At 67.4% G+C, this 18,978-nt stretch carries 15 protein-coding genes; 3 read left to right on the top strand and 12 right to left on the bottom strand.

From position 1 onward, the window contains the following. Positions 1-53: 53 nt before the first annotated feature. A complete protein-coding gene (locus PO605_RS24395) occupies positions 54-1,097 on the bottom strand; it encodes a bile acid:sodium symporter family protein (protein WP_047470770.1) in 1,044 nt (347 codons plus the stop codon). A gap of 118 nt (positions 1,098-1,215) precedes the next feature. Here PO605_RS24395 and PO605_RS24390 point away from each other — a divergent pair, with 118 nt between their 5' ends. Then, positions 1,216-2,130, top strand: a complete 915-nt coding sequence (locus tag PO605_RS24390; RefSeq protein WP_272207003.1) for a LysR family transcriptional regulator — start codon at positions 1,216-1,218, stop codon at positions 2,128-2,130. On the opposite strand, the gene PO605_RS24385 is transcribed toward PO605_RS24390, so the two are convergent. The 8 genes from PO605_RS24385 to PO605_RS24350 all read right to left on the bottom strand — a co-directional run bounded on the left by PO605_RS24385 (position 2,105) and on the right by PO605_RS24350 (position 10,783). Beyond that, on the bottom strand, positions 2,105-3,460 hold the full coding sequence (locus tag PO605_RS24385; RefSeq protein WP_272207002.1) for a D-tagatose-bisphosphate aldolase, class II, non-catalytic subunit: 1,356 nt from the start codon (positions 3,458-3,460) through the stop codon (positions 2,105-2,107). The two genes, PO605_RS24390 and PO605_RS24385, sit on opposite strands and share 26 nt — an antisense overlap. Positions 3,461-3,464: 4 nt before the next feature. Then, complete coding sequence (locus PO605_RS24380; RefSeq protein ID WP_272207001.1) at positions 3,465-4,433, bottom strand: tagatose kinase; 969 nt, start codon at positions 4,431-4,433, stop codon at positions 3,465-3,467. Between the two features lie 60 nt (positions 4,434-4,493). Beyond that, entirely contained in the window at positions 4,494-5,540 is a 1,047-nt protein-coding gene (locus PO605_RS24375; RefSeq protein ID WP_272207000.1) for an ABC transporter permease, read from the bottom strand. Beyond that, the gene (locus PO605_RS24370) at positions 5,537-7,054 is read right to left on the bottom strand and encodes a sugar ABC transporter ATP-binding protein (protein ID WP_272206999.1); all 1,518 of its coding nucleotides are present in this window, start codon (positions 7,052-7,054) and stop codon (positions 5,537-5,539) included. The genes PO605_RS24375 and PO605_RS24370 overlap by 4 nt, the downstream gene beginning before the upstream one ends. A gap of 59 nt (positions 7,055-7,113) precedes the next feature. Then, positions 7,114-8,034: a substrate-binding domain-containing protein gene (locus PO605_RS24365; protein ID WP_272206998.1), complete on the bottom strand. Its 921-nt coding sequence runs from the start codon at positions 8,032-8,034 to the stop codon at positions 7,114-7,116. A 34-nt stretch (positions 8,035-8,068) separates the two neighbouring features. Further along, positions 8,069-8,878: a DeoR family transcriptional regulator gene (locus PO605_RS24360; RefSeq protein ID WP_209800528.1), complete on the bottom strand. Its 810-nt coding sequence runs from the start codon at positions 8,876-8,878 to the stop codon at positions 8,069-8,071. Between the two features lie 111 nt (positions 8,879-8,989). After that, on the bottom strand, positions 8,990-9,721 hold the full coding sequence (locus PO605_RS24355; protein ID WP_016448076.1) for a type 1 glutamine amidotransferase: 732 nt from the start codon (positions 9,719-9,721) through the stop codon (positions 8,990-8,992). Between the two features lie 150 nt (positions 9,722-9,871). Next, the gene (locus tag PO605_RS24350; protein WP_272206997.1) at positions 9,872-10,783 is read right to left on the bottom strand and encodes a DMT family transporter; all 912 of its coding nucleotides are present in this window, start codon (positions 10,781-10,783) and stop codon (positions 9,872-9,874) included. A gap of 14 nt (positions 10,784-10,797) precedes the next feature. Here PO605_RS24350 and PO605_RS24345 point away from each other — a divergent pair, with 14 nt between their 5' ends. Further along, positions 10,798-11,367, top strand: a complete 570-nt coding sequence (locus tag PO605_RS24345) for a helix-turn-helix domain-containing protein (protein ID WP_026062195.1) — start codon at positions 10,798-10,800, stop codon at positions 11,365-11,367. Positions 11,368-11,412: 45 nt separating this feature from the next. Here PO605_RS24345 and PO605_RS24340 read toward each other — a convergent pair whose 3' ends face one another. Continuing rightward, on the bottom strand, positions 11,413-11,832 hold the full coding sequence (locus PO605_RS24340; RefSeq protein WP_082001662.1) for a hypothetical protein: 420 nt from the start codon (positions 11,830-11,832) through the stop codon (positions 11,413-11,415). Positions 11,833-12,092: 260 nt separating this feature from the next. On the opposite strand from PO605_RS24340, the gene PO605_RS24335 reads away from it, so the two are divergent. Continuing rightward, entirely contained in the window at positions 12,093-13,313 is a 1,221-nt protein-coding gene (locus tag PO605_RS24335; RefSeq protein ID WP_047475098.1) for an MFS transporter, read from the top strand. Between the two features lie 187 nt (positions 13,314-13,500). Here the strand turns inward: PO605_RS24335 and PO605_RS24330 are convergent, their stop codons facing one another. Both PO605_RS24330 and PO605_RS24325 read right to left on the bottom strand, forming a co-directional pair. Next, on the bottom strand, positions 13,501-18,123 hold the full coding sequence (locus tag PO605_RS24330; RefSeq protein ID WP_272206996.1) for a DUF4347 domain-containing protein: 4,623 nt from the start codon (positions 18,121-18,123) through the stop codon (positions 13,501-13,503). Further along, a complete protein-coding gene (locus tag PO605_RS24325; RefSeq protein WP_034364027.1) occupies positions 18,120-18,977 on the bottom strand; it encodes a sulfotransferase family protein in 858 nt (285 codons plus the stop codon). Before PO605_RS24325 ends, PO605_RS24330 begins: the two co-directional genes overlap by 4 nt. Position 18,978 lies beyond the last annotated feature (1 nt).

Genomic DNA, 18,978 nt, shown 5'->3' with positions numbered 1-18,978 from the left:
AAAAAGCCTGGCGCGAGAGCCAGGCTTTTTCGTTGTGGGAGCGCGCCCGTGCCTTATTTGGCCGGCGCCGTTTCGGCCTTGGCGGCCGGCGCAGCGCTGGCGGGCACGGCGCCATCCTCGATCGCCTCGGGGTGCATGGGCCGGCGTGCATAGCGCTGGGCCAGCACGGCGCAGACCATGAGCTGCAACTGGTGGAAGATCATCAGCGGCAGCACGATGGCGCCCACGGCGCTGGACTCGAACAGCACCTTGGCCATGGGCACGCCGCTGACCAGGCTCTTCTTGGAGCCGCAGAACACCAGGGTGATCTCGTCCTCCTTGGAAAAGCCCAGGCGGCGCGCCGTCCATGACGTGATGACCAGCACCAGGGCCAGCAGTATGGACGACAGCAGCAGCAGGCCCAGCAGCGCGGGCAGGGGCGTCTGCTGCCACAGGCCGCTGATGACGGCGGCGCTGAAGGCCGTGTACACCACCAGCAGGATGGAGCCCTGGTCCACGAACTTCACGCGCTTGGCATGGCGCGAGATGAAGCCGCCGATCACGGGCCGCAGCAGATGGCCCAGCACAAAGGGCAGCAGCAACTGCAGCGCGATCTTGCCGATGGCCTGCAGCGCGTCGCCCCCTTCGGCGCTCTTGTGCAGCAGCATGCTGACCAGGATGGGCGTGATCACGATGCCCATCAGCGTGGAGGCCGAGGCGCTGCACACGGCAGCGGGCATGTTGCCGCGCGCCATGGCCGTGAAGGCAATGGCCGATTGCACCGTGGCCGGCAGTGTGCACAGGAAGAGCACGCCCATGTACATCTCGGGCGTGACCAGGGGCTCCAGCACGGGGCGCAGCGCCCAGCCCAGCAGGGGGAAAAGCACGAAGGTGGCCGCGAAGATGGTCAGGTGCAGGCGCCAGTGGCCTATGCCGGCAAAGATGGCCTCGCGCGAGAGCTTGGCGCCGTGCAGGAAGAACAGCAGGCTGACCATGAGCGTGGTCGCCACCTCCAGCCATTGCGAGACGGCGCCCGAGGCGGGCAGGAAGCTGGCCAGTGCCACGGTGGACAGCAGCATCAGCGTGAAATTGTCAGGGGCGAAGCGGGGGCGTGCCATGGGAAAACTCTCTCCAACTAACTATCGGTTCGTGCAGCCAGGCTGCAAGGCCCCGATTGGACGCCACGGCCATTGAAAAGAGAAATGGATTTATCTGATGGTTTTATAATTTTTCCGTATGAATATCAGCCTGCGCCAGCTGCGCGCCTTCCTGGCCGTGGCGGAAAGCCGCAACTTCAGCCGCGCCGGCGAGCTCATGGCGCTGACCCAGCCTGCCGTCAGCCGCAATGTCACCGAGCTGGAGCAGGCCCTGGGCGTGCAGCTCTTGCACCGCACCACGCGCGAGGTGGAGCTGACCGACGCCGGCCGCCTGCTGCAAGGCCATGCCACGCGCGTTCTGGATGCGCTGGATGAATGCCTGCTCGAAGTCAGCGGCCTGGCCACCCAGCGCCTGGGCAAGGTGCGCGTGGCCAGCAGCCCCACCCTGTCGGCGCATCTGATGCCGCGCTGCATTGCGCGCTGCCGCGAGCAGGCGCCGGGCATCGAACTGCTGCTGCTGGACCGCATCCAGAGCGATGTGCTGCAAAGCGTGCGCAGCGGCGAGGTGGACTTCGGCGTGGTCATCGACCCGCAGGGCCGCGATGACCTGTACTGCGAAACCATACTCAGTGAACCGTTCTGCCTGGTCTGCCCGTCCACGCACCGGCTGGCTCGCAAGCGCCAGGTGGCCTGGAGCGACCTGGCCGGCCAGCCGCTGGTACTGCTGGACCACGCCTCGGGCAGCCGCCGCCTGATCGACGCCGCGCTGCAGGCCCACGACGCCGAGGCCGCCGTGGTGCAGGAAGTCGGCCACACCACCACCATCTTCTGCATGCTCCAGGCGGGCCTGGGCCTGAGCGTGGTGCCGGAACTGGCCGTGCCGCAGACATGGCGAATTCCCGCGAGTGGCGCCGCCCCCGACGCCCTTGCCAGCCGCCCCCTGCTGCCGCGCGTGCAGCGCGACATCATGCTGGTGCGCCGCCGCCAACGCGAACTGTCGCCCGTGGCGCAAAGCGTGTGGGATTTGATCAGGGGGGAGGCGGGGCAGCTGTGAGGCTCGCGTTGCAGGCTGCCGCATACGGCCGTATCGCCTCGCGCACGCGGTCCAGCACCAGCGCGTGGGGCGAGGGGGCCAGCCGCCCGGCGCGCACGGCCTGGTATTGGGCTGGGAGGAACTGGCTGAGCATGTTCTCGGGCAGGGTGCAGGCGGACAGGTTGTCCAGCAGCCGCGCCACGGCGGCGTTCACCGTGGGGTCGGCCCAGTAGTAGCGGATGCGGTCGCTGTAGCTGTAGATGCGCAGCAGCCTTTGGACGCCGGGATCGGGCTGCTCGCCGCGGTAGTAGCGCTCCCAGTTGGCGGGGCGGCCCAGCATGGCCGACTCCAGCACGGCGGGCAGGTGGGAGCGCTGGGGTGCATCCACGAGCTGCTCCTCTATGGCGGCCAGCGCGAACAGCGCCTCGCGCAGCGCAAAAGTGGCGCCGGGCCCGACCTTGAGGATGGCAAAGCCGTCCTGCACCAGCTGGCGCAGGGCCTCGGGCCGCTGGTAGTCGGTGGAGTGGGCCTCGAAGACCAGTTGCGGATGCTGGCGCAGCAACTGCCGGAGGTCGGCTGCCCCGGCTGGCGCGTAGTCCACCACGCGCGTGTGATCGAACTCCACGCCCGGCTGCACCACCATCGCGATGATGCGCGGCCAGACAGCGTCCAGCCCCTGCTGCGCGAAGACGTCGCGGTGCACCTGCAGCGTGCGCTGGGCGTCGGCGCGCGCGGTGACTTCCACATGCTCCAGCGCATGCGCGGCGCCGCCGGGCACGGGCACTTCGGTGCCGATCACGTAGACGGGGCCGGGCGCCGGGCAGGTGCTGCCGCGCTCGGCCGCCTGGCAGAGCAGGGCAGCGCGGCGGGCCACGGTTTCGTCGTCCAGCGCCTGGGGGTCGTCTGCGCAGGCCATGCTGGCGTCCAGGTGCAGCTTCACGAAGCCGGCTGCCGCATAGGCGTGCACCAGGTCCTGCGCCAGTTCCATGGCCTCGGCGGCAGGCAGATGCGTCCACGCCATGGGGCCCAGGTGGTCGCCGCCCAGCAGCACGCGGTCTGGCGGCAGGCCGCAGTGGTCGGCAATGGCCAGCACGAAACGGCGAAAGTCGGCGGGCTGCATGCCGGTGTAGCCGCCGAACTGGTTGACCTGGTTGGCGGTGGCCTCCACGAGCAGCGGCGTGCCGTCGTCCAGCGCCTGGTGCATGGCCGCCTCGATGACCAGGGGATGGGCCGAGCAGATGGAGTAGATGCCGAGTGCGCTGCCTGTAGCGCGCGCATCGCCTGCGGCTGCTGGCGTTTGCCCGGAGCGTGACTGCGCCAGGCGGGTGAGGTGGGTGAGATGGGCGGGCATGGTTTCAGCCCTCCATCACCGCATGCCGCAGGTGCTGCGGCTGTTGTGCCAGCAGCGCGTCGAGCCCGGCAAAGCCGGATGTGCCCTCCATCGGCCCCTTGCTGGCGACGGCCAGCGCGCCGGCCGCATTGGCGTAGCGCAGCGATTGCAGCGCGGTCTTGCCCATGCGCCGGCAGGCGATGAAGGTGGCGCCGAAGCAGTCGCCCGCACCCGTGGGGTCGGCCACGTCCACGGGGAGGGCGTCGAGGTCGATGCGCTCGTCGGCACTGAAGTAGCTGCAGCCGTCGGCGCCGCGCTTGACCACGATTTCGCGCACGCCGCGCGCAAAGATCTCGGCGATGGCGCCGGCCTCGTCGGCCGAGCGGGCCAGCTGGGTGACCTCGTGGCCGCTGGGCAGGAAGATGTCGGTGAACTCCAGGATGTAGGCCAGGGCTTCGCGCATTTCGGGGATGCGCAGCATCTCCTTGCGCACGTTCGGATCGAAGGACACGGTGCCACCCTGGGCCTTGACGATCTCGATGGCCTTCTTCATGGCATCGATGATGCGAAACGAGAACAGCGACGAGCCCATGACGTGGAAATGCGCGCAGTCCTTGAGCACGGCCTGGTTGACCTGCTCGGGCTGCAGCTGGGCCGAGGCGCTGTTGGTGATGTTGAAGATGAAGTCGCGCTCGCCGCTGTCGCGGTAGGTGACGAAGGCGCTGCCCGTGACGGCGTTCTGGCACACGGCGATGGCGCTGGTGTCCACGCCGTCGCGGCGCAGCCGGTCGATGTTGAGCCAGCCAAAATCGTCGTCGCCCACGCAGCCGATGATGGCGGCTGGATGCCCCAGCCGGGCGACCTGGTCGATGAAGATGGCGGGCGCCCCGCTGGCGTAGGGCCCGGCCAGCGGCCCCGGCGCGCGAAAGCTCTGGCCTTTTCGCTCGGCCATGATTTCGACGAGGATCTCGCCCATGGTCATGATGGATTGCATGCTCTCCCTCCCTTTGGAATCAAACCCCGTGCGCCGTTCGCTGCACCGCCGGCCCATGCGTCAGCGCCTGCGCCTGCTGTGCACATCGATGCACACGGCCACCAGAATCACGCTGCCCTTGACGATGAGCTGATAGAAGTAGGGCACGCTCATCAGGTTCATGCCGTTGTTGATGACGCCGATCATCAGCGCCCCTATCAAGGTGCCCGCAACGCTGCCGTGGCCTCCGGCCAGGCGCGTGCCGCCCAGCACGGCGGCGGCAATGGCGTCCAGCTCCCAGCCCATGGCCGCGTTGGGCTGGGCCGAGTACAGGCGCGAGGTGAGCAGCAGGCCGCCCACGGCCGCCATCAGCCCCGACAGCATGAAGATGGCGATCTTGAGCCGCCCCACCCGTATGCCCGCATAGGTGGCCGCCTCTGCATTGCCGCCCGCCAGATAGGTCTTGCGGCCGAACACGGTGCGCGACAGCACGAAGTGGTTGGCAGCCAGCAGCGCGGCCAGTATCCAGATGGGCACGGGCATGCCCAGCAGCTCGCCATTGCCGATCCACAGAAAGGCTTCGCTGTCCACCGGCTGCGGCATGCCGCCCGAGACGATATAGGCCAGCCCCCGGAAGATGCCCATGGTCGCCACCGTCACGATGAAGGACGGCAGATGCAGCAGCGCCGACAGCGAGCCGTTGACCGCGCCCAGCAGCAGGCCGCACAGCAGCACGGCGGGCAGCACCAGGGCAGGTGCCAGGCCCTGGCCCAGCATCAGGCCGGCCACGCTGCCGGCCAGGGCGACCACCGATCCCACCGAGAGATCGATCTCGCCCAGCAGCAGCACATAGGTCATGCCGAAGGCCACGATGGCGATGATGGACACCTGCAGCAGCACGTTGCGCAGGTTGCCGGCCGTCAGAAAGGCCGGCGACAGCAGAGAGAACAGCAGCACCAGGGCGGCCAGGCCCATGAGGGTGCCGGCGTGGCGCCGCAGCGATCGCCAGCCACCTCGCAAGCCGTCTCGCCAGGTTTCCTGGCGGTTCGGGATGCTTTCGGCGGCGTCGGAAGCGTTGGAGGCCTTGGAGTAGTCAGACGCGGTGATGCTCAGTTCGGAAGGGGTCATGGCAGTCCTGCTCCGGTGGCGTGCGCCATCACGGTCTCCTGGCGCAGATGAAGGGTGTCCAGGCTCTGGACCAGGCGCTTGTTGCGCATGACCAGCAGGCGGTCGCTCAGGGCCAGTGCCTCGGGCAGTTCCGACGACACCAGGATGACGGCCGTGCCGGCTGCTGCCAGCTCGCGGATCAGGGCATAGATCTCGAACTTCGCGCCCACGTCGATGCCGCGCGTGGGCTCGTCCAGCACCAGCAGCCGGGGGCGCATGGCCAGCCATTTGGCGAACACGATCTTTTGCTGGTTGCCGCCCGACAGCTGGCGCACGGGCTGGTGCAGGCCGGCAACGCGTATCTTCAGCCGCTGCACGCAGGCGCGGGCCAGCGATTGCTCGGCGGCCTCGTCGGTGAGCAGTGCGCCGCCGCGCCCGCTGTGCACCTGCACCATGCAGATGTTGTGCTGCACGGACTGGTCCAGCACCAGGCCTTGCTCCTTGCGGTTCTCGGTCACGAAGGCCACGCCGTGGCCGATGGCGTCGGCCGGCGAGCGCAGGCGCAGCGGCCGGCCGTGCATGAGGATGCTGCCCGTGCAGCGGTGCATGCCGAACAGCGCATCCATGACATCGGACCGGCCCGAGCCCACCAGCCCGAAGAAGCCCACGATCTCGCCCGCGTGGACCTCGAAGTCAATGCCTTCGAAGCGCCCGGACAGGCCCAGGCCGCGCACTTGGAGCAGGGCGCGCATGCTGCGGTCAGGGGCGGGGCCGCGCGGCGGATAGATGTCCTGCATCTGGCGTCCGACCATGAGCGCGATCAGCGCCCCGATGTCGGTCTCGTCCCGCGCCAGGGTGCAGATGGAGCTGCCATCGCGCATGACGGTGATCTCGTCGGAGATGCGCATGATCTCGTCCATGCGGTGCGAGACGTAGATGATGGCGCGCCCCTCGGCCTTGAGGCGGGCGATGAGGGTGAAGAGAATCTGCGCCTCGCTGTCGCTGAGCGAGGACGTGGGCTCGTCCATGATGACGATGCGCGCGGGCTGGCACAGCGCCTTGGCGATCTCCACCAGCTGGCGCTGGGCCAGCGACAGGTCGGCCACCTGCGCGTCGGGGTCCAGGTCCATGCCCAGTCGGGCCAGTAGCGCGGCGGCGTCGCGGCGCAGTGCGCGGCGGTCCACGCAGCCGGCCCGCTGCGGGAGCCGCGCGGCAAACAGGTTGTCCGCCACGCTGAGGTTGGGCGCCAGGCTCAGCTCCTGGTGAACGATGGCGATGCCGTGGCGCTGCGCATCGCCGGGGCTGCCGAGCCGGGCCTGGGCGCCGGCCACCAGCAGCTGTCCGCCATCGGGCCGGTGTACGCCGGCCAGGATCTTGAGCAGGGTGGATTTGCCGGCCCCGTTCTCTCCCAGCAGCGTGTGCACCGTGCCTGCGCGTAGGCGGAAGGAAACGCCTTTGAGCGCCTGCACGGCGCCGAAGGATTTGGCCAGCGCCCGGGCTTCGAGCATGGGGGGCGGCGCAACGGCGGCGAGCATGGCACGGCCTGGGTGGCTGTGTGCAGTGGGGCCTGGCATGGCGGGCTCCGCAGGTCCATTTACCTGGCGGCAGCCGTGTACACGCCGGGCAGCACGGGGTGGAATTTTTCCACCGGCTTGCCCGACAGCAATTGCGCGGCAAGGGCCACGGATTGCAGTCCCAGCTGGTCGGGGTACTGGCGGATCACGCCCACGAAGGCCGGTTCGCGGTCCACGGCTGCACGGGCCTCGGCCATGCCGTCAAAGCCCACGATCTTCACCTGCTCCAGCTTTCTGGCGGCCTTGACGCTGGCCAGCGCGGCCAGGGCCGCATCGTCGCCAAAACCGAAGATGCCTGCCAGGTCGGGGTGGGCCTGCAGCATGTTCTGCGATGCGGACAGGGCCTCGGCGCGTGTGATGCCGGGTTGTACCGAGACGATCTTCATGCCGGGGAAGGCCGCGATGGCCGACTTGAAGCCCTCCACGCGATCGACCACGGACTGTATGGACGGGTAGTGCAGCACCCCGATCTGGCCCTTGCCACCCGTGGCGCGGGCCATGAGCTGGCCGGCCAGCACGCCGCCGGCGCGGTTGTCGGTGGCCACGTGCGAGGCCACTTCCACCCCGCTGGCCGCAATGTCCACGGTGATCACGGGTATGCGGGCGGCGGCGGCCTTGAGCACGGCGGCCTTGACGCCGCGTGAATCCACGGGCGACAGGATGATGGCATCGACCTTCTTGCTGACGAAGTCCTCCACATCGGAGATCTGCTTGCCCAGGTCCTGGTTGGCAATGCTCAGGTCCAGCTTCAGCCCCTGCCGCGCGGCTTCCTGCTGCATGGCCTGGGCCAGCTCCAGGTAGAACGGGTGCTGCTGCGTGAGCAGGGACACGCCGAGGGTGCGCGCGGGGCCGGGGCCCGGCTGTGCAAGCACCGGGCTGGCCGGCAGGCCGAATGTGAATGCGCCGGCCAGCATGCGCCGGAGAAACGTGTTGCGGTCCATGGCGGTCTCCCTCCCTCTGTCGTCGTGGAAAAACTCAGCTTCTGGCGAACTCGATGCGGCCCTCTGCCTTGTGGGTGGCCTGCAGCCGGTGGCGTGCCAGCAGATCGAAGGCGCCGGGCTCCATGTCCTGGTGCGCGCACAGGCCGTCGAGTTGAGCGATGTCGCAGACCGGGTGTCCGCCCGAGGTGCTGTCCAGATCCAGTGCCAGCGCCACGGCCTTGGCGCTGTGCTCCACGGCTGCCGCGTAGAGCCGCGCGGCGCCCGGGTCGCGGCACAGCAGGCGGTTGCGCTCGTCGATGCCGCAGATCTCGAAAAGGCAGATGTCCAGCGGCCGGCCGCGCAGGCCCGTTTCAGCGCCGGGGCCGATGAGGCAGGGCTCGTCGCCGGCCAGCGAGCCGCCCGTGACGTGGATGGCGCAATCGAGAAACTGCCGTGCCGTCGCCACCATGGACAGGTCGTGCAGCGTCAGCGCAATGCCCTGGCGGCTGGCCAGCAGCGGCAGCACGCGGTGGGTGATGCGTCCGCTGCCCAGGAAGACCGAGGCGTCGTCCTCGATCCAGCCCAGCGCGCCCTGGGCTACCTGGGCCTGTGCCGGGCCTTGTGCGGCGGCGTGGGCGCCGGGCAGCTCGGCCGCCGTCTTGAGCAGGGCCGGGTTGTAGCGCGCCTTGCCGAAGGCGCGCACCACATAGCCCTGCTGCTCCAGGTAGTGCAGGTCGTTGCGGATGGTGACGGTGGAGACGCCGAAGAGCACGCTCAGCGCCTCCACCCGCACCTCGTCGGTCTTGCGCGCCAGCTCCACGATCTGCAGCCTGCGCTTGAGTGAACTGTTGCCTTGTTCCTGCATGGATTCTTTCGATTCGAAAGTTTTCTATTTCGTATCGAAAGTTTCCCTGCACGCAAAAGCTGCGTCAAGCGCACCCAGGGTATTCACCAGGGATTGCCTGGCCTGGAAGGTTTACCGGCTGGCCGCGCTCAGGGGCACGACCACGGGCCGCTGCAGCTGTGACGTCCAGGCACGGTAGGTGCGGTGGGCCAGGGCATGCAGCACGGGAATGCGCAGGTCCAGGTGGCGCAGGATCTCGCTCTCGGTCTGAGCCGCGGGGCCGCGTGCGCGCAGCAGCTCGTCATGGCCTTCGGCGCACCAGGCAGCCACGCTGGCGGCAGTCACCTCCATGTGGCCCTGGAAGGCCCAGTGCCGGCCATGTCGAAAACCCTTGTTCAGGCAATGGCTGCCGTACATGGTGCGCACGGCGCCGCGCGGGATCTCGAAGGTGTCGTAGTGCCAATGGAAGATCGTGGCCTCGCGCGGCAGGTCCATGAGCTGCTGGGCGGCGGCCGTCACCCAGATGCGGCTCCAGCCAATGTTGGGGCAGGGGTTGCGCCAGACCCTGGCGCCCATGGCGCGCGCCAGCATCTGCGCGCCGAAGCAGTGGCCGAGCACGGGAACGTCATGCCGCAGCGCGTCGGCCAGCAGGGACTGTTCATCCTCCATCCAGGGCAGGCCCTCGTTGACGCAATGGTTGCTGCCCAGCACCACGATGCCGCTGTAGTCGGCGGCATGCACAGGGGCTCTGCCATCGAGGGCGGGCTGCAACATTCGGTAGGGAATGCACTGCTGCTCCAGGTGTTCACGCAGAACGCCGGGGCCCTGGGTGGATTCGTGCTGGAGGATGGCGACAGGTCTCATGGCGGCGCGGCTTCATCGGGAAGCCATTTGTTGTGAGGCCTTGACTCTAGGGACGGCTGCCTCAAGGGCGGATTGTGTTTGCGCACAACGCCATCAAGGCCGCATCAAGGCAGCACCGGGACAGCACCACGGATGTCGCCCCCGTCCCTCTCAAGCCGTGGATGCTCCAGCCTTGCGCCGGCTCCATTTCAGCTCGCTGACCAGCACGCCGCCCACGATCAGCGCAGCCCCCAGGATGGCCAGCCCCGGCAGCCGGTCGCCGGCCATGCGTCCCACGATGCCGGCCCAGACCGGCTCGCTGGCATAGATCACGGTCGCACGCGTGGGCGACAGGGACTTCTGGGCCCAGTTCATGGTCAGCTGGATCAGGATGCTGGCGCAGGCCATGGCCACGGCGGCCGTCAGCCAGATCCACGAGAAATCCGGCACCGACTCGCCAGCCACGGGCATGGCCAGCAGCGCCATGGTGCCGGCCGCCAGCAACTGCACCGTGGTCACGCGCCGCGCATCGACCTTGCCCGCGAAATGCCCGATCAGGAGCACCTCGGCCGCAATCGCCAGCGTGCTCAGCATGGTCGCCATCTCGCCCACGTTCAACTCCATTCCCCCGGACTCGGGCCCCGCCACCAGCATCAGGCCCGTGAAGGCCAGGCCGATGCCTATCCAGCTCATCAATCGCGGCGGCTTGCCCATCACCAGCCATTGCAGCAGGGGCACGATGGGCACATACAAGGCGGTCAGAAACGCCGACTTGCTGCTGCTGATGGTCTGCAGGCCGAAGGTCTGCAGACCATAGCCCAGAAAGATGCTGGCGCCGATGGCCGTGCCTGCGACCAGCTCGGTGCGCGTGAGCCCGGCCATGACCTTGCGGAACACCAGCAGCCCGATCAGACCCGCCGTGACGAAGCGCAGGCCCACAAAGAACAGCGGCCCGCTGTGCTGCATGGCCAGATGGACCACGAGAAAAGTGCCGCCCCAGACCATGGTGACGGCGATCAGGGCCAGCTCCTGCCGGCTGAGCAGCGGCGTGCGCGAACTGTGAGAAGATGACGTGTGCAACATATTGCGCAGATCATATGAGAAATATATTGCACAGCGCTGGCGAGCGCTCCGATGTCCTGGCTTTCGTCAGCGAAAACCTGCGCCGCCTTCGCCAGCGTGCAGGACTGAGCCAGGCGGCCCTGGCCGAGGCCGCAGGCCTGAGCCGGCGCATGGTCGTGCAGCTGGAAGGCGGCGACACCAATATCAGCCTGTCCAGCCTGGATCGGCTGGCCGATGCGCTGGGCGCCAGCTTCATAGAAATCGTCAGCGACCCGGCCGCGCAGCGCCTGCGCATGGACGCCATGGCCTGGCGCGGCACCCGGCCCGAAAGCCAGGCCATGCTGCTGGGCAGCGTGCCCGCCACGCGCGAGGCTCAGCTGTGGTCCTGGTCCCTGGGCCCCGGCGAACGCTACCAGGCCGAACCCGACCCGGAAGGCTGGCACGAGATGATCGTCGTGGTCGAAGGCCGCCTGCTGGTGGACCTGAGCGAAGGCCCCATGACCATCGAGGCCGGCGACTACGCCATCTACGGCAGCGCCCAGGACTACGCCTACGTGAACCTGCACGAAGGCGTGACGCGGTTCATTCGGAATGTGATTTCCTGAGGGCGCTGCAGCGGTCTGTGCCGTGCTTTGAGCAAGGCGCTGTCGTCAGTGAAATACGGTGGCCTGCGTTGCCGCTTCAGACTGAAGCGGTGCATACACAGCGCGGACTACCAAAGGATCTGTGCTGCGCAAATCAAAGGAACGGGCAAAGCCGCAGATCGACTCGCCGTTGCGGGTGGCGGCAAGCGCCTGCAGTCTGGTTTTCTCGCGGTTGTTCGACCATGCTCCGCAACTGACCAATGCAGTGACTGTGAGAGCTGTGGCAGCCGGATGAGCCACGGAAAGAGTGCCTAGGGCGCACGCCAAGATTGCAATGAGGCTCCAGAAAGCCAAGCGCTGCAAAACGCCGGGCACGGTGCCCGGTACCGTGCGGGCGAGGGAAGCTGTCGGCGAGAAGATCTGCGCATGGAGAGAGTGCAGCCCGTGAACGGATGCAGGAAGAAAACGATTCTTCGTGGCGATCATAGATGTGCAGCGGCTGGGCGCAAGGAGGCATGGATTGCCACAGGCGATGGTTTGGTGACCCGCCTCGCCCCAGCCCATGCACCCTTGCGGCCGTCCCTCTGAACAACGCCTTGTCTCCCATACACCGGCTATGGAATGCTGCCGGCCTTGCAGGTGCGCCGTCCTTGCAATTTCGCTCTTTGCCCTGTATTCCTGGGGTTGATACCTAATGTCTAAGCATGTATAGACAACTAAAGTCATCCCATACCAAGGAGATGCAAATGAGGCGAGGCAGACTTTTCCGGGGCTGGTACATCGTGGGCGCCGTCCATGTGCTGCTGGCGCTGATCTTTGGCGCGGCCTATTCGTTCGGGGCGTTTTTTGCCAGCATCCAGACCCAGTTTGGCGCCAGCAGTTTTTCCACGGCCTCCATCTTTTCCCTGACTGCCCTGATCTACTACGGCGTGGGCGTGTTCTCGGGGGCCTGGAGCGACAGGACGTCGGTACGCACCGTCACCTCGGCCGGCATCGTGTTGCTGGCGCTGGGCTTTGTGGCCAGCAGCCTGCTGTCCTCATCGCTGGTGCTGTTCCTGGGCGCCTTCTGCATTCTGGTCGGCCTGGGCGTGGGCCTGGTGTATGTGCCCGCCGTCTCCACCATTGCGCGCTGGTTCGTGCTGTGGCGCAGTTCTGCCTCCGGCATCGCGCTGGCGGGCACCGGGCTGGGCACGCTGCTCGGCCCCGTGGTGGCGGGCGCACTCATGGAGCACCTGTCCTGGCAACTGACCATGCAGGTATATGCCGCAGCCATCGCACTGACTGGCCTGGCGGCGGCGGCGGTCCTGCGCGGCCGGCCTGAGGAGCTGGGGCTGCATCCCGACGGCGTGCCGCCTTCGGGTGACCCTGCCGCCGGGCAGTCCGCCCAGGGCATGGACCTGGCCCAGGCGGCGCGGCAGGCCCGTTTCTGGTGGTATTTCGCGGCCATCTTTCTGGGCTCCATCGGCCTGTTCCTGGCGCTGATCCACATCAACCCGCTGGCACGCCAGCAGGGGTTGTCTGTCGCTCAGGCCAATGGGCTGATCGGGCTGATCGGCGTGGGCAATGTGCTGGGGCGCCTTGCGCTGGGCCGGCTGGGCGACAGGATGGGGGCGCTGCGCTTTCTGCTGGTGCTCACCGTGTCCCTGGCAGTGCTGTGCGGGCTGTGGGCCATGGCGCGAGGCTCCGTGGCACTGGCCGGTTTCGCGCTGGTGTTCGGCGCGGCCAACGGCGGGTGCATCGCGCTGTATCCCGCCGTGGCCGCCACTTGGTTCGGCACGCGGAACCTGGGCGCCATTTTGGGTGCGCTGTATGTGGCGGTCGGTATCTCGGCCATGGCCGGGGGCAGCCTGGCGGGCTGGCTGTTCGATATCTGGGGTGGCTACACGCCGTCCATCCTGCTGGCGGGAGCCAGCGCTGCGCTGTCGGCCCTGGCGGTGTGGCGGGCCGAATGCGCTGGGCGCGGTTAAGAAAAGCCTTGTGCAGCAGGCATGGCTCACAGGGATGGCGTCTTGCCGCATTCCCAGGCGATACGGGCTCTGCGAACGGCCGTCGCCGCACCTGCGCCGAAGGCGGCCTGCGCTCTTCATGCAAAAGGCCCTGGCTCTTGCGAACCAGGGCCTGCCAAGCTGCCAAACAGCCAGGGCAGCTTGCGCGTCAACGCCGTGCCGTGAACACCTTCCTGCTGCGCAGAGCCAGGCCTCCCAGCAGCCCGGACAGCATTGCGAGCGCCCATCCACCCAGCGAGGGAATGGCCTGCGCGCCGCCGGGTGCCACTGCAGCCACCACGGGAACGAACGGATCGCTGACGGTGCCCGTGGCCGGGTTGGTATCGCCCAGACCGTTGTCGGTGATGGTGTAGCTGACCGTGGTGCGGGCAGCGTTCAGGACCACGTTCAGCGAGGTGGCCGCATTTGTGGGGTCGAACCAGCCTCCTGCTCCGTCGGGCTTGCGGAACTGCACGCCCACGGGCAGCGGGCTGGGGTAGACCAGGGTCATCGTCACGGCGCCCGTGCACTGCTCGGCCGTGAAGGCGAATTGGCCGTTGGGCGCCTGCAGGCCTGGCGGTGTGGACGCTGCAGGGCCGAAGCCGCCGGTGGCCTGCAGCGTGCAGGTGGCACCGCCGCCGGACAGCGTCGCTGTTGGCGTGCCGGACATGCCGGGCACGCTGCCTGGTGCGCCCATCAGCTCCAGCTTTCGCGGCGTGGCTTGTACCGCTGCGGAGTCCGCGCTGGTCTGTGCGCCGTTGGTGGCCTTGACGGTGAAGTTGTAGACAAATCCATTTGTCAGACCCGTCACGACGATGGGCGATGCCGTGCCCGTCTGCGTTGTCACGGCGGGTGCACCGGGTGCCGCCACTGGCGTGGCGGTCACGGTGTAGCCGGAGATGGGTGCACCGCCGCTGCCCACGGAGGCTGTGAAGTTCACCGTGGCCTGGGCGTCTGCGGCAGTGACGGTGCCGATGACGGGGATATCAGGCGCGATGGCGTTCACGGCAAAGCTCTGCGTGACCTGGGGTGCGGCGCTGATGGCGGCATCGCCGGCCTGGTCGGCTGCAATGGTGCAGGTGCCCGCGCTCACGAAGGTCAGCGCGCCTGTCGGAGTGACGGTGCATACGCCGGTGGTGGATGACGTGAAGGCCACCGGATAGCTGGCGCCCGCGCTGGAGGTTGCCGTCAGTGTCGGCGTGGTGCCGAAGTTCTGTGCACCGGGGTTGGCAAAGCTGATGGTTTGCGTGGCCTTGGGCGTTACCTGGTTGGATGTGGCCGAGGGCGTGCCGGTACCTGCGGAGTTGGCGCCGGTCACTGTGAAGGTATAGGCCGTGCCGTTGGTCAGGCCGGGCACGGTGATCGGGCTGCTGCCCGTCGCCATGATGCCCCCCGGGTTGGACGTGGCGGTGTAGGTGACGGCTGCACCCCCCGTGAAGGCGGGCGCGGTAAAGCTCACCATGGCCTGGGCATTGCCGGCCGTGGCCGTGCCGATGGTGGGCGCACCGGGGGCGACGGCGTTCACGGCAAAGCTCTGCGTGACCTGGGGTGCGGCGCCGATGGCGGCATCGCCGGCCTGGTCGGCTGCAACGGTGCAGGTGCCTGCGGTCACGAAGGTCAGCGCGCCTGTCGGAGTGACGGTGCATACGCCGGTGGTGGATGACGTGAAGGCCACTGGATAGCTGGCGCCCGCGCTGGAGGTTGCCGTCAGTGTCGGCGTGGTGCCGAAGTTCTGTGCACCGGGGTTGGCAAAGCTGATGGTTTGCGTGGCCTTGGGCGTTACCTGGTTGGATGTGGCCGAGGGCGTGCCGGTACCTGCGGAGTTGGTGCCGGTCACTGTGAAGGTATAGGCCGTGCCGTTGGTCAGGCCGGGCACGGTGATCGGGCTGCTGCCCGTCGCCATGATGCCCCCCGGGTTGGACGTGGCGGTGTAGGTGACGGCTGCACCCCCCGTGAAGGCGGGCGCGGTAAAGCTCACCGTGGCCTGGGCATTGCCGGCCGTGGCCGTGCCGATGGTGGGCGCACCGGGGGCGACGGCGTTCACGGCAAAGCTCTGCGTGACCTGGGGTGCGGCGCCGATGGCGGCATCGCCGGCCTGGTCGGCTGCAACGGTGCAGGTGCCTGCGGTCACGAAGGTCAGCGCGCCTGTCGGAGTGACGGTACACACGCCCATGGTGGACGAGGCGAAGGTCACCGGATAGCTGGCCCCTGCGCTGGAGCTGGCCGCCAGTGTCGGCGTGGTGCCGAAGTTCTGGGCGCCGGGATTGGCGAAGGTAATGGTCTGCGTTCCCTTGGGGACGACGGTATTGGTCGTGGCTGCTGCGCTGGTCAGGCCGGCGCCGTTGGTGGCCGTGACGTTGAAGCTGTAGCTGATGCCATTGGTCAGACCGGGCACGGTGATGGTGCAGGCTGTCGGCCCCGTGCAGTATCCGGTCTGGCCTCCGCCCCCGCTGGCCACTGCGTTATAGGTGGAGATGGCCGAACCGCCGTTGCTGGCCGGGGCAGCGAATGTGATGGAGGCCTGGGCATTGCCGGCCGTGGCCGTGGCACCCGTGGGAGCACCAGGGGCCACCGGAACGGCGACCGTGTGAGTCCCGCCGCTGTTGAAGGACGCAGGCGGCCCGTTGCCCACGCTGTCGGCGATGTTGGTGCTGCCGTTCAGGTTGATCTTGATGGTGCCGGTGCCCGTGATGCCCGAAACGTTGACGTTGACGGAGCTGCCCGTGCTGGCCGAGACACTGGATATGGTGCCTGAGGCCGTGCCCGTGCCGATCAGGGTAAAGTCGTCGGTGGAGATGTTGGTGACTGGCTTATTGAAGGTTGCCGTGAACGCCACGCTGGCATCGCCCGGGGCTGGCGAGCCGCTGACGGCGATGCTGCTGACGGCGGGGGCCAGGGTGTCCACGGTGGCGTTGGAGCTGCCTGCCGTGGTGGTGATGTTGCCGGCGTTGTCCACGGCGCTGATGCTCGCGTTGAGGTTGTTTCCTGCAACCCCAGCCGGCAGCGGGAGGGTGGCTGTCCAGATCCCGGCGGCGTTGGTGGCCGGTATGGCCACCGGGCCGTTGAAGGCGGACAGGTTGATGGACACTGCACTGATGGTGTCAGTGTTGTTGTCGCCCGCAGCAGTGTTGTTCCACTGGGCGGTCACGGTGTCACCGGCCTTGAAGGCGCCGCCCACGCCGGACGCTCCCGACAGGGCGATGTTGCCAGGGGTGACGACAGGAGCAATGGTGTCTACCGTGGCATTGTTCGTGCCTGCCGTTGTTGCGGGACCATTGCTGTTGCTTGCCGTGACGGATACGTTGCGATTCGTGGCATCGATGGCGCCAGCCGACAGCAAATGGGTCGCTGTCCAGATGCCTGCAGAATTGAGAGCCGCCACCGAAGCGCCGCCACCGAACTGGGACAAATCGAAGTTGACGCCTGTGATCGGTGTGGCGTTGTAGTCTCCGCTGGCAGTGTTGTTCCAGCGTGCCGTGACGGTGTCACCTATCTTGAACGCTCCGCCTGTTCCCGTGGCTCCTGTCAGGCTGATGTGGTCAATGGAGATGCGTGGCGAGTTCTGCGCCCCTGCGATCGTGAAGCCGCGGAATTCGAAGTCGGCGAACTTGTTTGCCGGGCAGGCGCCACCGTCCCCGCCGCAATCCACATAGAGCTTGAAGCCTTTGAGTTTCTTGCCACTGAAATCGGCAAGCTGGGTTGCCGTGAAGGTGAACGCTTCTCCTGGCGTGTCGCTGCCGTTGATGGTGCTGGACGTGACCGTGCCACCGGATGCCAGCATCCCCACGATACGCACGTTGGTGAACTGGCTGAAGGCACCAAATTCACCGGCTGACAGGCCCGTCAGCTCGAACTTTGTGGTGTTGATATCGTCCGCTCTGAGATAGAAGTAGGTGCCGGTCGCAGTCCCTCCGTTCTGGATGTAGGCGGCGAAGGGCGCAGCTGAATATATTTGCAGTCCCAGTTGTGTATGTGTGCTGTCCCAGGCGGAGACGCGAAAATCCGTCTGGACTAGATCGAGGCTGTTGACGCTGAAGCTGGAGAAAGACTTTGGTCCGTCGCTGGCCAGCAGCACGCCCGAGAAATCAGCCAGAGCCTTGTCCGAAAACGCCAGCTGCGTATCGACGTGGCCGCGCCGCACCTCCAGCTGCCAATCTCCACCCTGGGCCAGGTTGCCTGTGGCATTGCTGGACGCCGCCACGTCCAGCTGCGTTGCATGCTGCACGATGTCCAACAGTTGCTCGCCTTCGGGCGTGGCTGCGAGATCGCAGCCGTAGAACAGCAGGTCACCGCCGGGACGCACGGCATTGCGCAGTGCGGCCAGCGATTCGATCTCGCCCTTGACGCTTTCGGCCGTGATGCGGCTGCTGCCCAGCAGCAGCACGCCGGCCTCGGCATGCGAGACCACGTGGACGGCTGACAGATTTTTGAACGAAGCCAGGGCCTGGACCAACTGGGGCAGGCCGGGGCGCGAGGCATCGATCTCCACCATCTGCACGCCGGGCTTGAGCGCACGCTGCAGCACGGCCCGGTCCTGCACGGCAGAGTCCACGATCACCAGTTCGCTGACGGGCGATGCCACGACGATCTCCAGCTCTCCCGGGGGGCGAGGCCGCAGGTCGCGCGCCGGCGCGGCACTGCGGGACAGGGGCAGGGCGATCTGCTCGCCAGAGTCCTGGGGCGATCTCAGGTACGAGCGCAGGTACGAGCCCGCTGCCGGGCCTGCGGAGCCCAGCAGGCCCAGCGGAAGCAGTGCGGCGGAGAAGCCGCCAAGGAATGTGGTGCCTATCATGGTGTTCCTCTCTGTGTTTCGGTGTCCGTCGCGGACGCTCTCTTGCTGGCGATGATGTGGGCCGAGGTGCCGGTGGTGTCCTGCCAGAAGTCCATGGCCTGGTACCTGGCAAACAGGTCGGGCGGCAGGATGCTGCGGCGCGGCTTGAAGGCCACCTTCCGGCGCACGTCGTGCAGGCCTTTGACGCCCAGTTGCAGATCGAACTCGCTTTCGGAGTACTCGACGGCATTGAAGTCGTGGGCGAAGGCCTCTTCGCCGAGAAATTGGTAGATGAGTTCCACCGTGCGCCGGGGGTGCTGGGTGAGCAGGTCGTAGTCCACGATCAGCAGGCGCTCGGAAAACTCGCCGTAGTAGGCTTCCTTGAGCGCGGTCCATGCGCTGCCCACGGCACCGGCCACATGGATGAGCGACTCGCAGCGGCTGTACACCGTCTGGCGCGAGGCCGCGTTGAACATGCGGCTGTAGTCGAAGGGGTTCCTGCGGTAGATGGTCTCGAAGCTGTCCATGACCCATGCCGGATTGCGCACGCAGCACACCATCCTGAAGTCGGGCACCAGTTCCACAAGCTGGTGCATGCGTGCCGTCCACTGGCGGTTGGTGTCGAAGAGGACGGGCTGCTGCTGGCCGGCATAGTAGGCATCGACGATGGCCCGGCAGATGGCCTTGCGCCGGGCCTCGTCGAAGAAGGCGTGGGATTCGCTGCCGGCGCCCATCTGCTCGAGGGCGCCGTTGACCAGCCCCGCCACGGGACTGCTCATCGCGGCGTGAAAGCGCGGGTTCTGCCGCAGGATGCCCGCGAGCAGCGTGGAGCCCGAGCGCGGCAGGCCAGAGATGAAATGCAGTGTGCGTGGCATG

This window comes from Delftia sp. DT-2, assembly GCF_028401915.1.
GTDB lineage: Bacteria > Pseudomonadota > Gammaproteobacteria > Burkholderiales > Burkholderiaceae_C > Comamonas > Comamonas tsuruhatensis.
Note: the sequence above shows the minus strand (reverse complement) of the source record. Positions and strands in the feature narration are given on the sequence as shown.

What these genes read in the sequence shown, in the direction of transcription:
- PO605_RS24395 (WP_047470770.1), bottom strand. Translation starts at nt 1,097, where the DNA reads ATGGCACGCCCCCGCTTCGCCCCTGACAATTTCACGCTGATGCTGCTG.
- PO605_RS24390 (WP_272207003.1), top strand. Translation starts at nt 1,216, where the DNA reads ATGAATATCAGCCTGCGCCAGCTGCGCGCCTTCCTGGCCGTGGCGGAA.
- PO605_RS24385 (WP_272207002.1), bottom strand. Translation starts at nt 3,460, where the DNA reads ATGCCCGCCCATCTCACCCACCTCACCCGCCTGGCGCAGTCACGCTCC.
- PO605_RS24380 (WP_272207001.1), bottom strand. Translation starts at nt 4,433, where the DNA reads ATGCAATCCATCATGACCATGGGCGAGATCCTCGTCGAAATCATGGCC.
- PO605_RS24375 (WP_272207000.1), bottom strand. Translation starts at nt 5,540, where the DNA reads ATGACCCCTTCCGAACTGAGCATCACCGCGTCTGACTACTCCAAGGCC.
- PO605_RS24370 (WP_272206999.1), bottom strand. Translation starts at nt 7,054, where the DNA reads ATGCTCGCCGCCGTTGCGCCGCCCCCCATGCTCGAAGCCCGGGCGCTG.
- PO605_RS24365 (WP_272206998.1), bottom strand. Translation starts at nt 8,034, where the DNA reads ATGGACCGCAACACGTTTCTCCGGCGCATGCTGGCCGGCGCATTCACA.
- PO605_RS24360 (WP_209800528.1), bottom strand. Translation starts at nt 8,878, where the DNA reads ATGCAGGAACAAGGCAACAGTTCACTCAAGCGCAGGCTGCAGATCGTG.
- PO605_RS24355 (WP_016448076.1), bottom strand. Translation starts at nt 9,721, where the DNA reads ATGAGACCTGTCGCCATCCTCCAGCACGAATCCACCCAGGGCCCCGGC.
- PO605_RS24350 (WP_272206997.1), bottom strand. Translation starts at nt 10,783, where the DNA reads ATGTTGCACACGTCATCTTCTCACAGTTCGCGCACGCCGCTGCTCAGC.
- PO605_RS24345 (WP_026062195.1), top strand. Translation starts at nt 10,798, where the DNA reads ATGAGAAATATATTGCACAGCGCTGGCGAGCGCTCCGATGTCCTGGCT.
- PO605_RS24340 (WP_082001662.1), bottom strand. Translation starts at nt 11,832, where the DNA reads ATGATCGCCACGAAGAATCGTTTTCTTCCTGCATCCGTTCACGGGCTG.
- PO605_RS24335 (WP_047475098.1), top strand. Translation starts at nt 12,093, where the DNA reads ATGAGGCGAGGCAGACTTTTCCGGGGCTGGTACATCGTGGGCGCCGTC.
- PO605_RS24330 (WP_272206996.1), bottom strand. Translation starts at nt 18,123, where the DNA reads ATGATAGGCACCACATTCCTTGGCGGCTTCTCCGCCGCACTGCTTCCG.
- PO605_RS24325 (WP_034364027.1), bottom strand. Translation starts at nt 18,977, where the DNA reads ATGCCACGCACACTGCATTTCATCTCTGGCCTGCCGCGCTCGGGCTCC.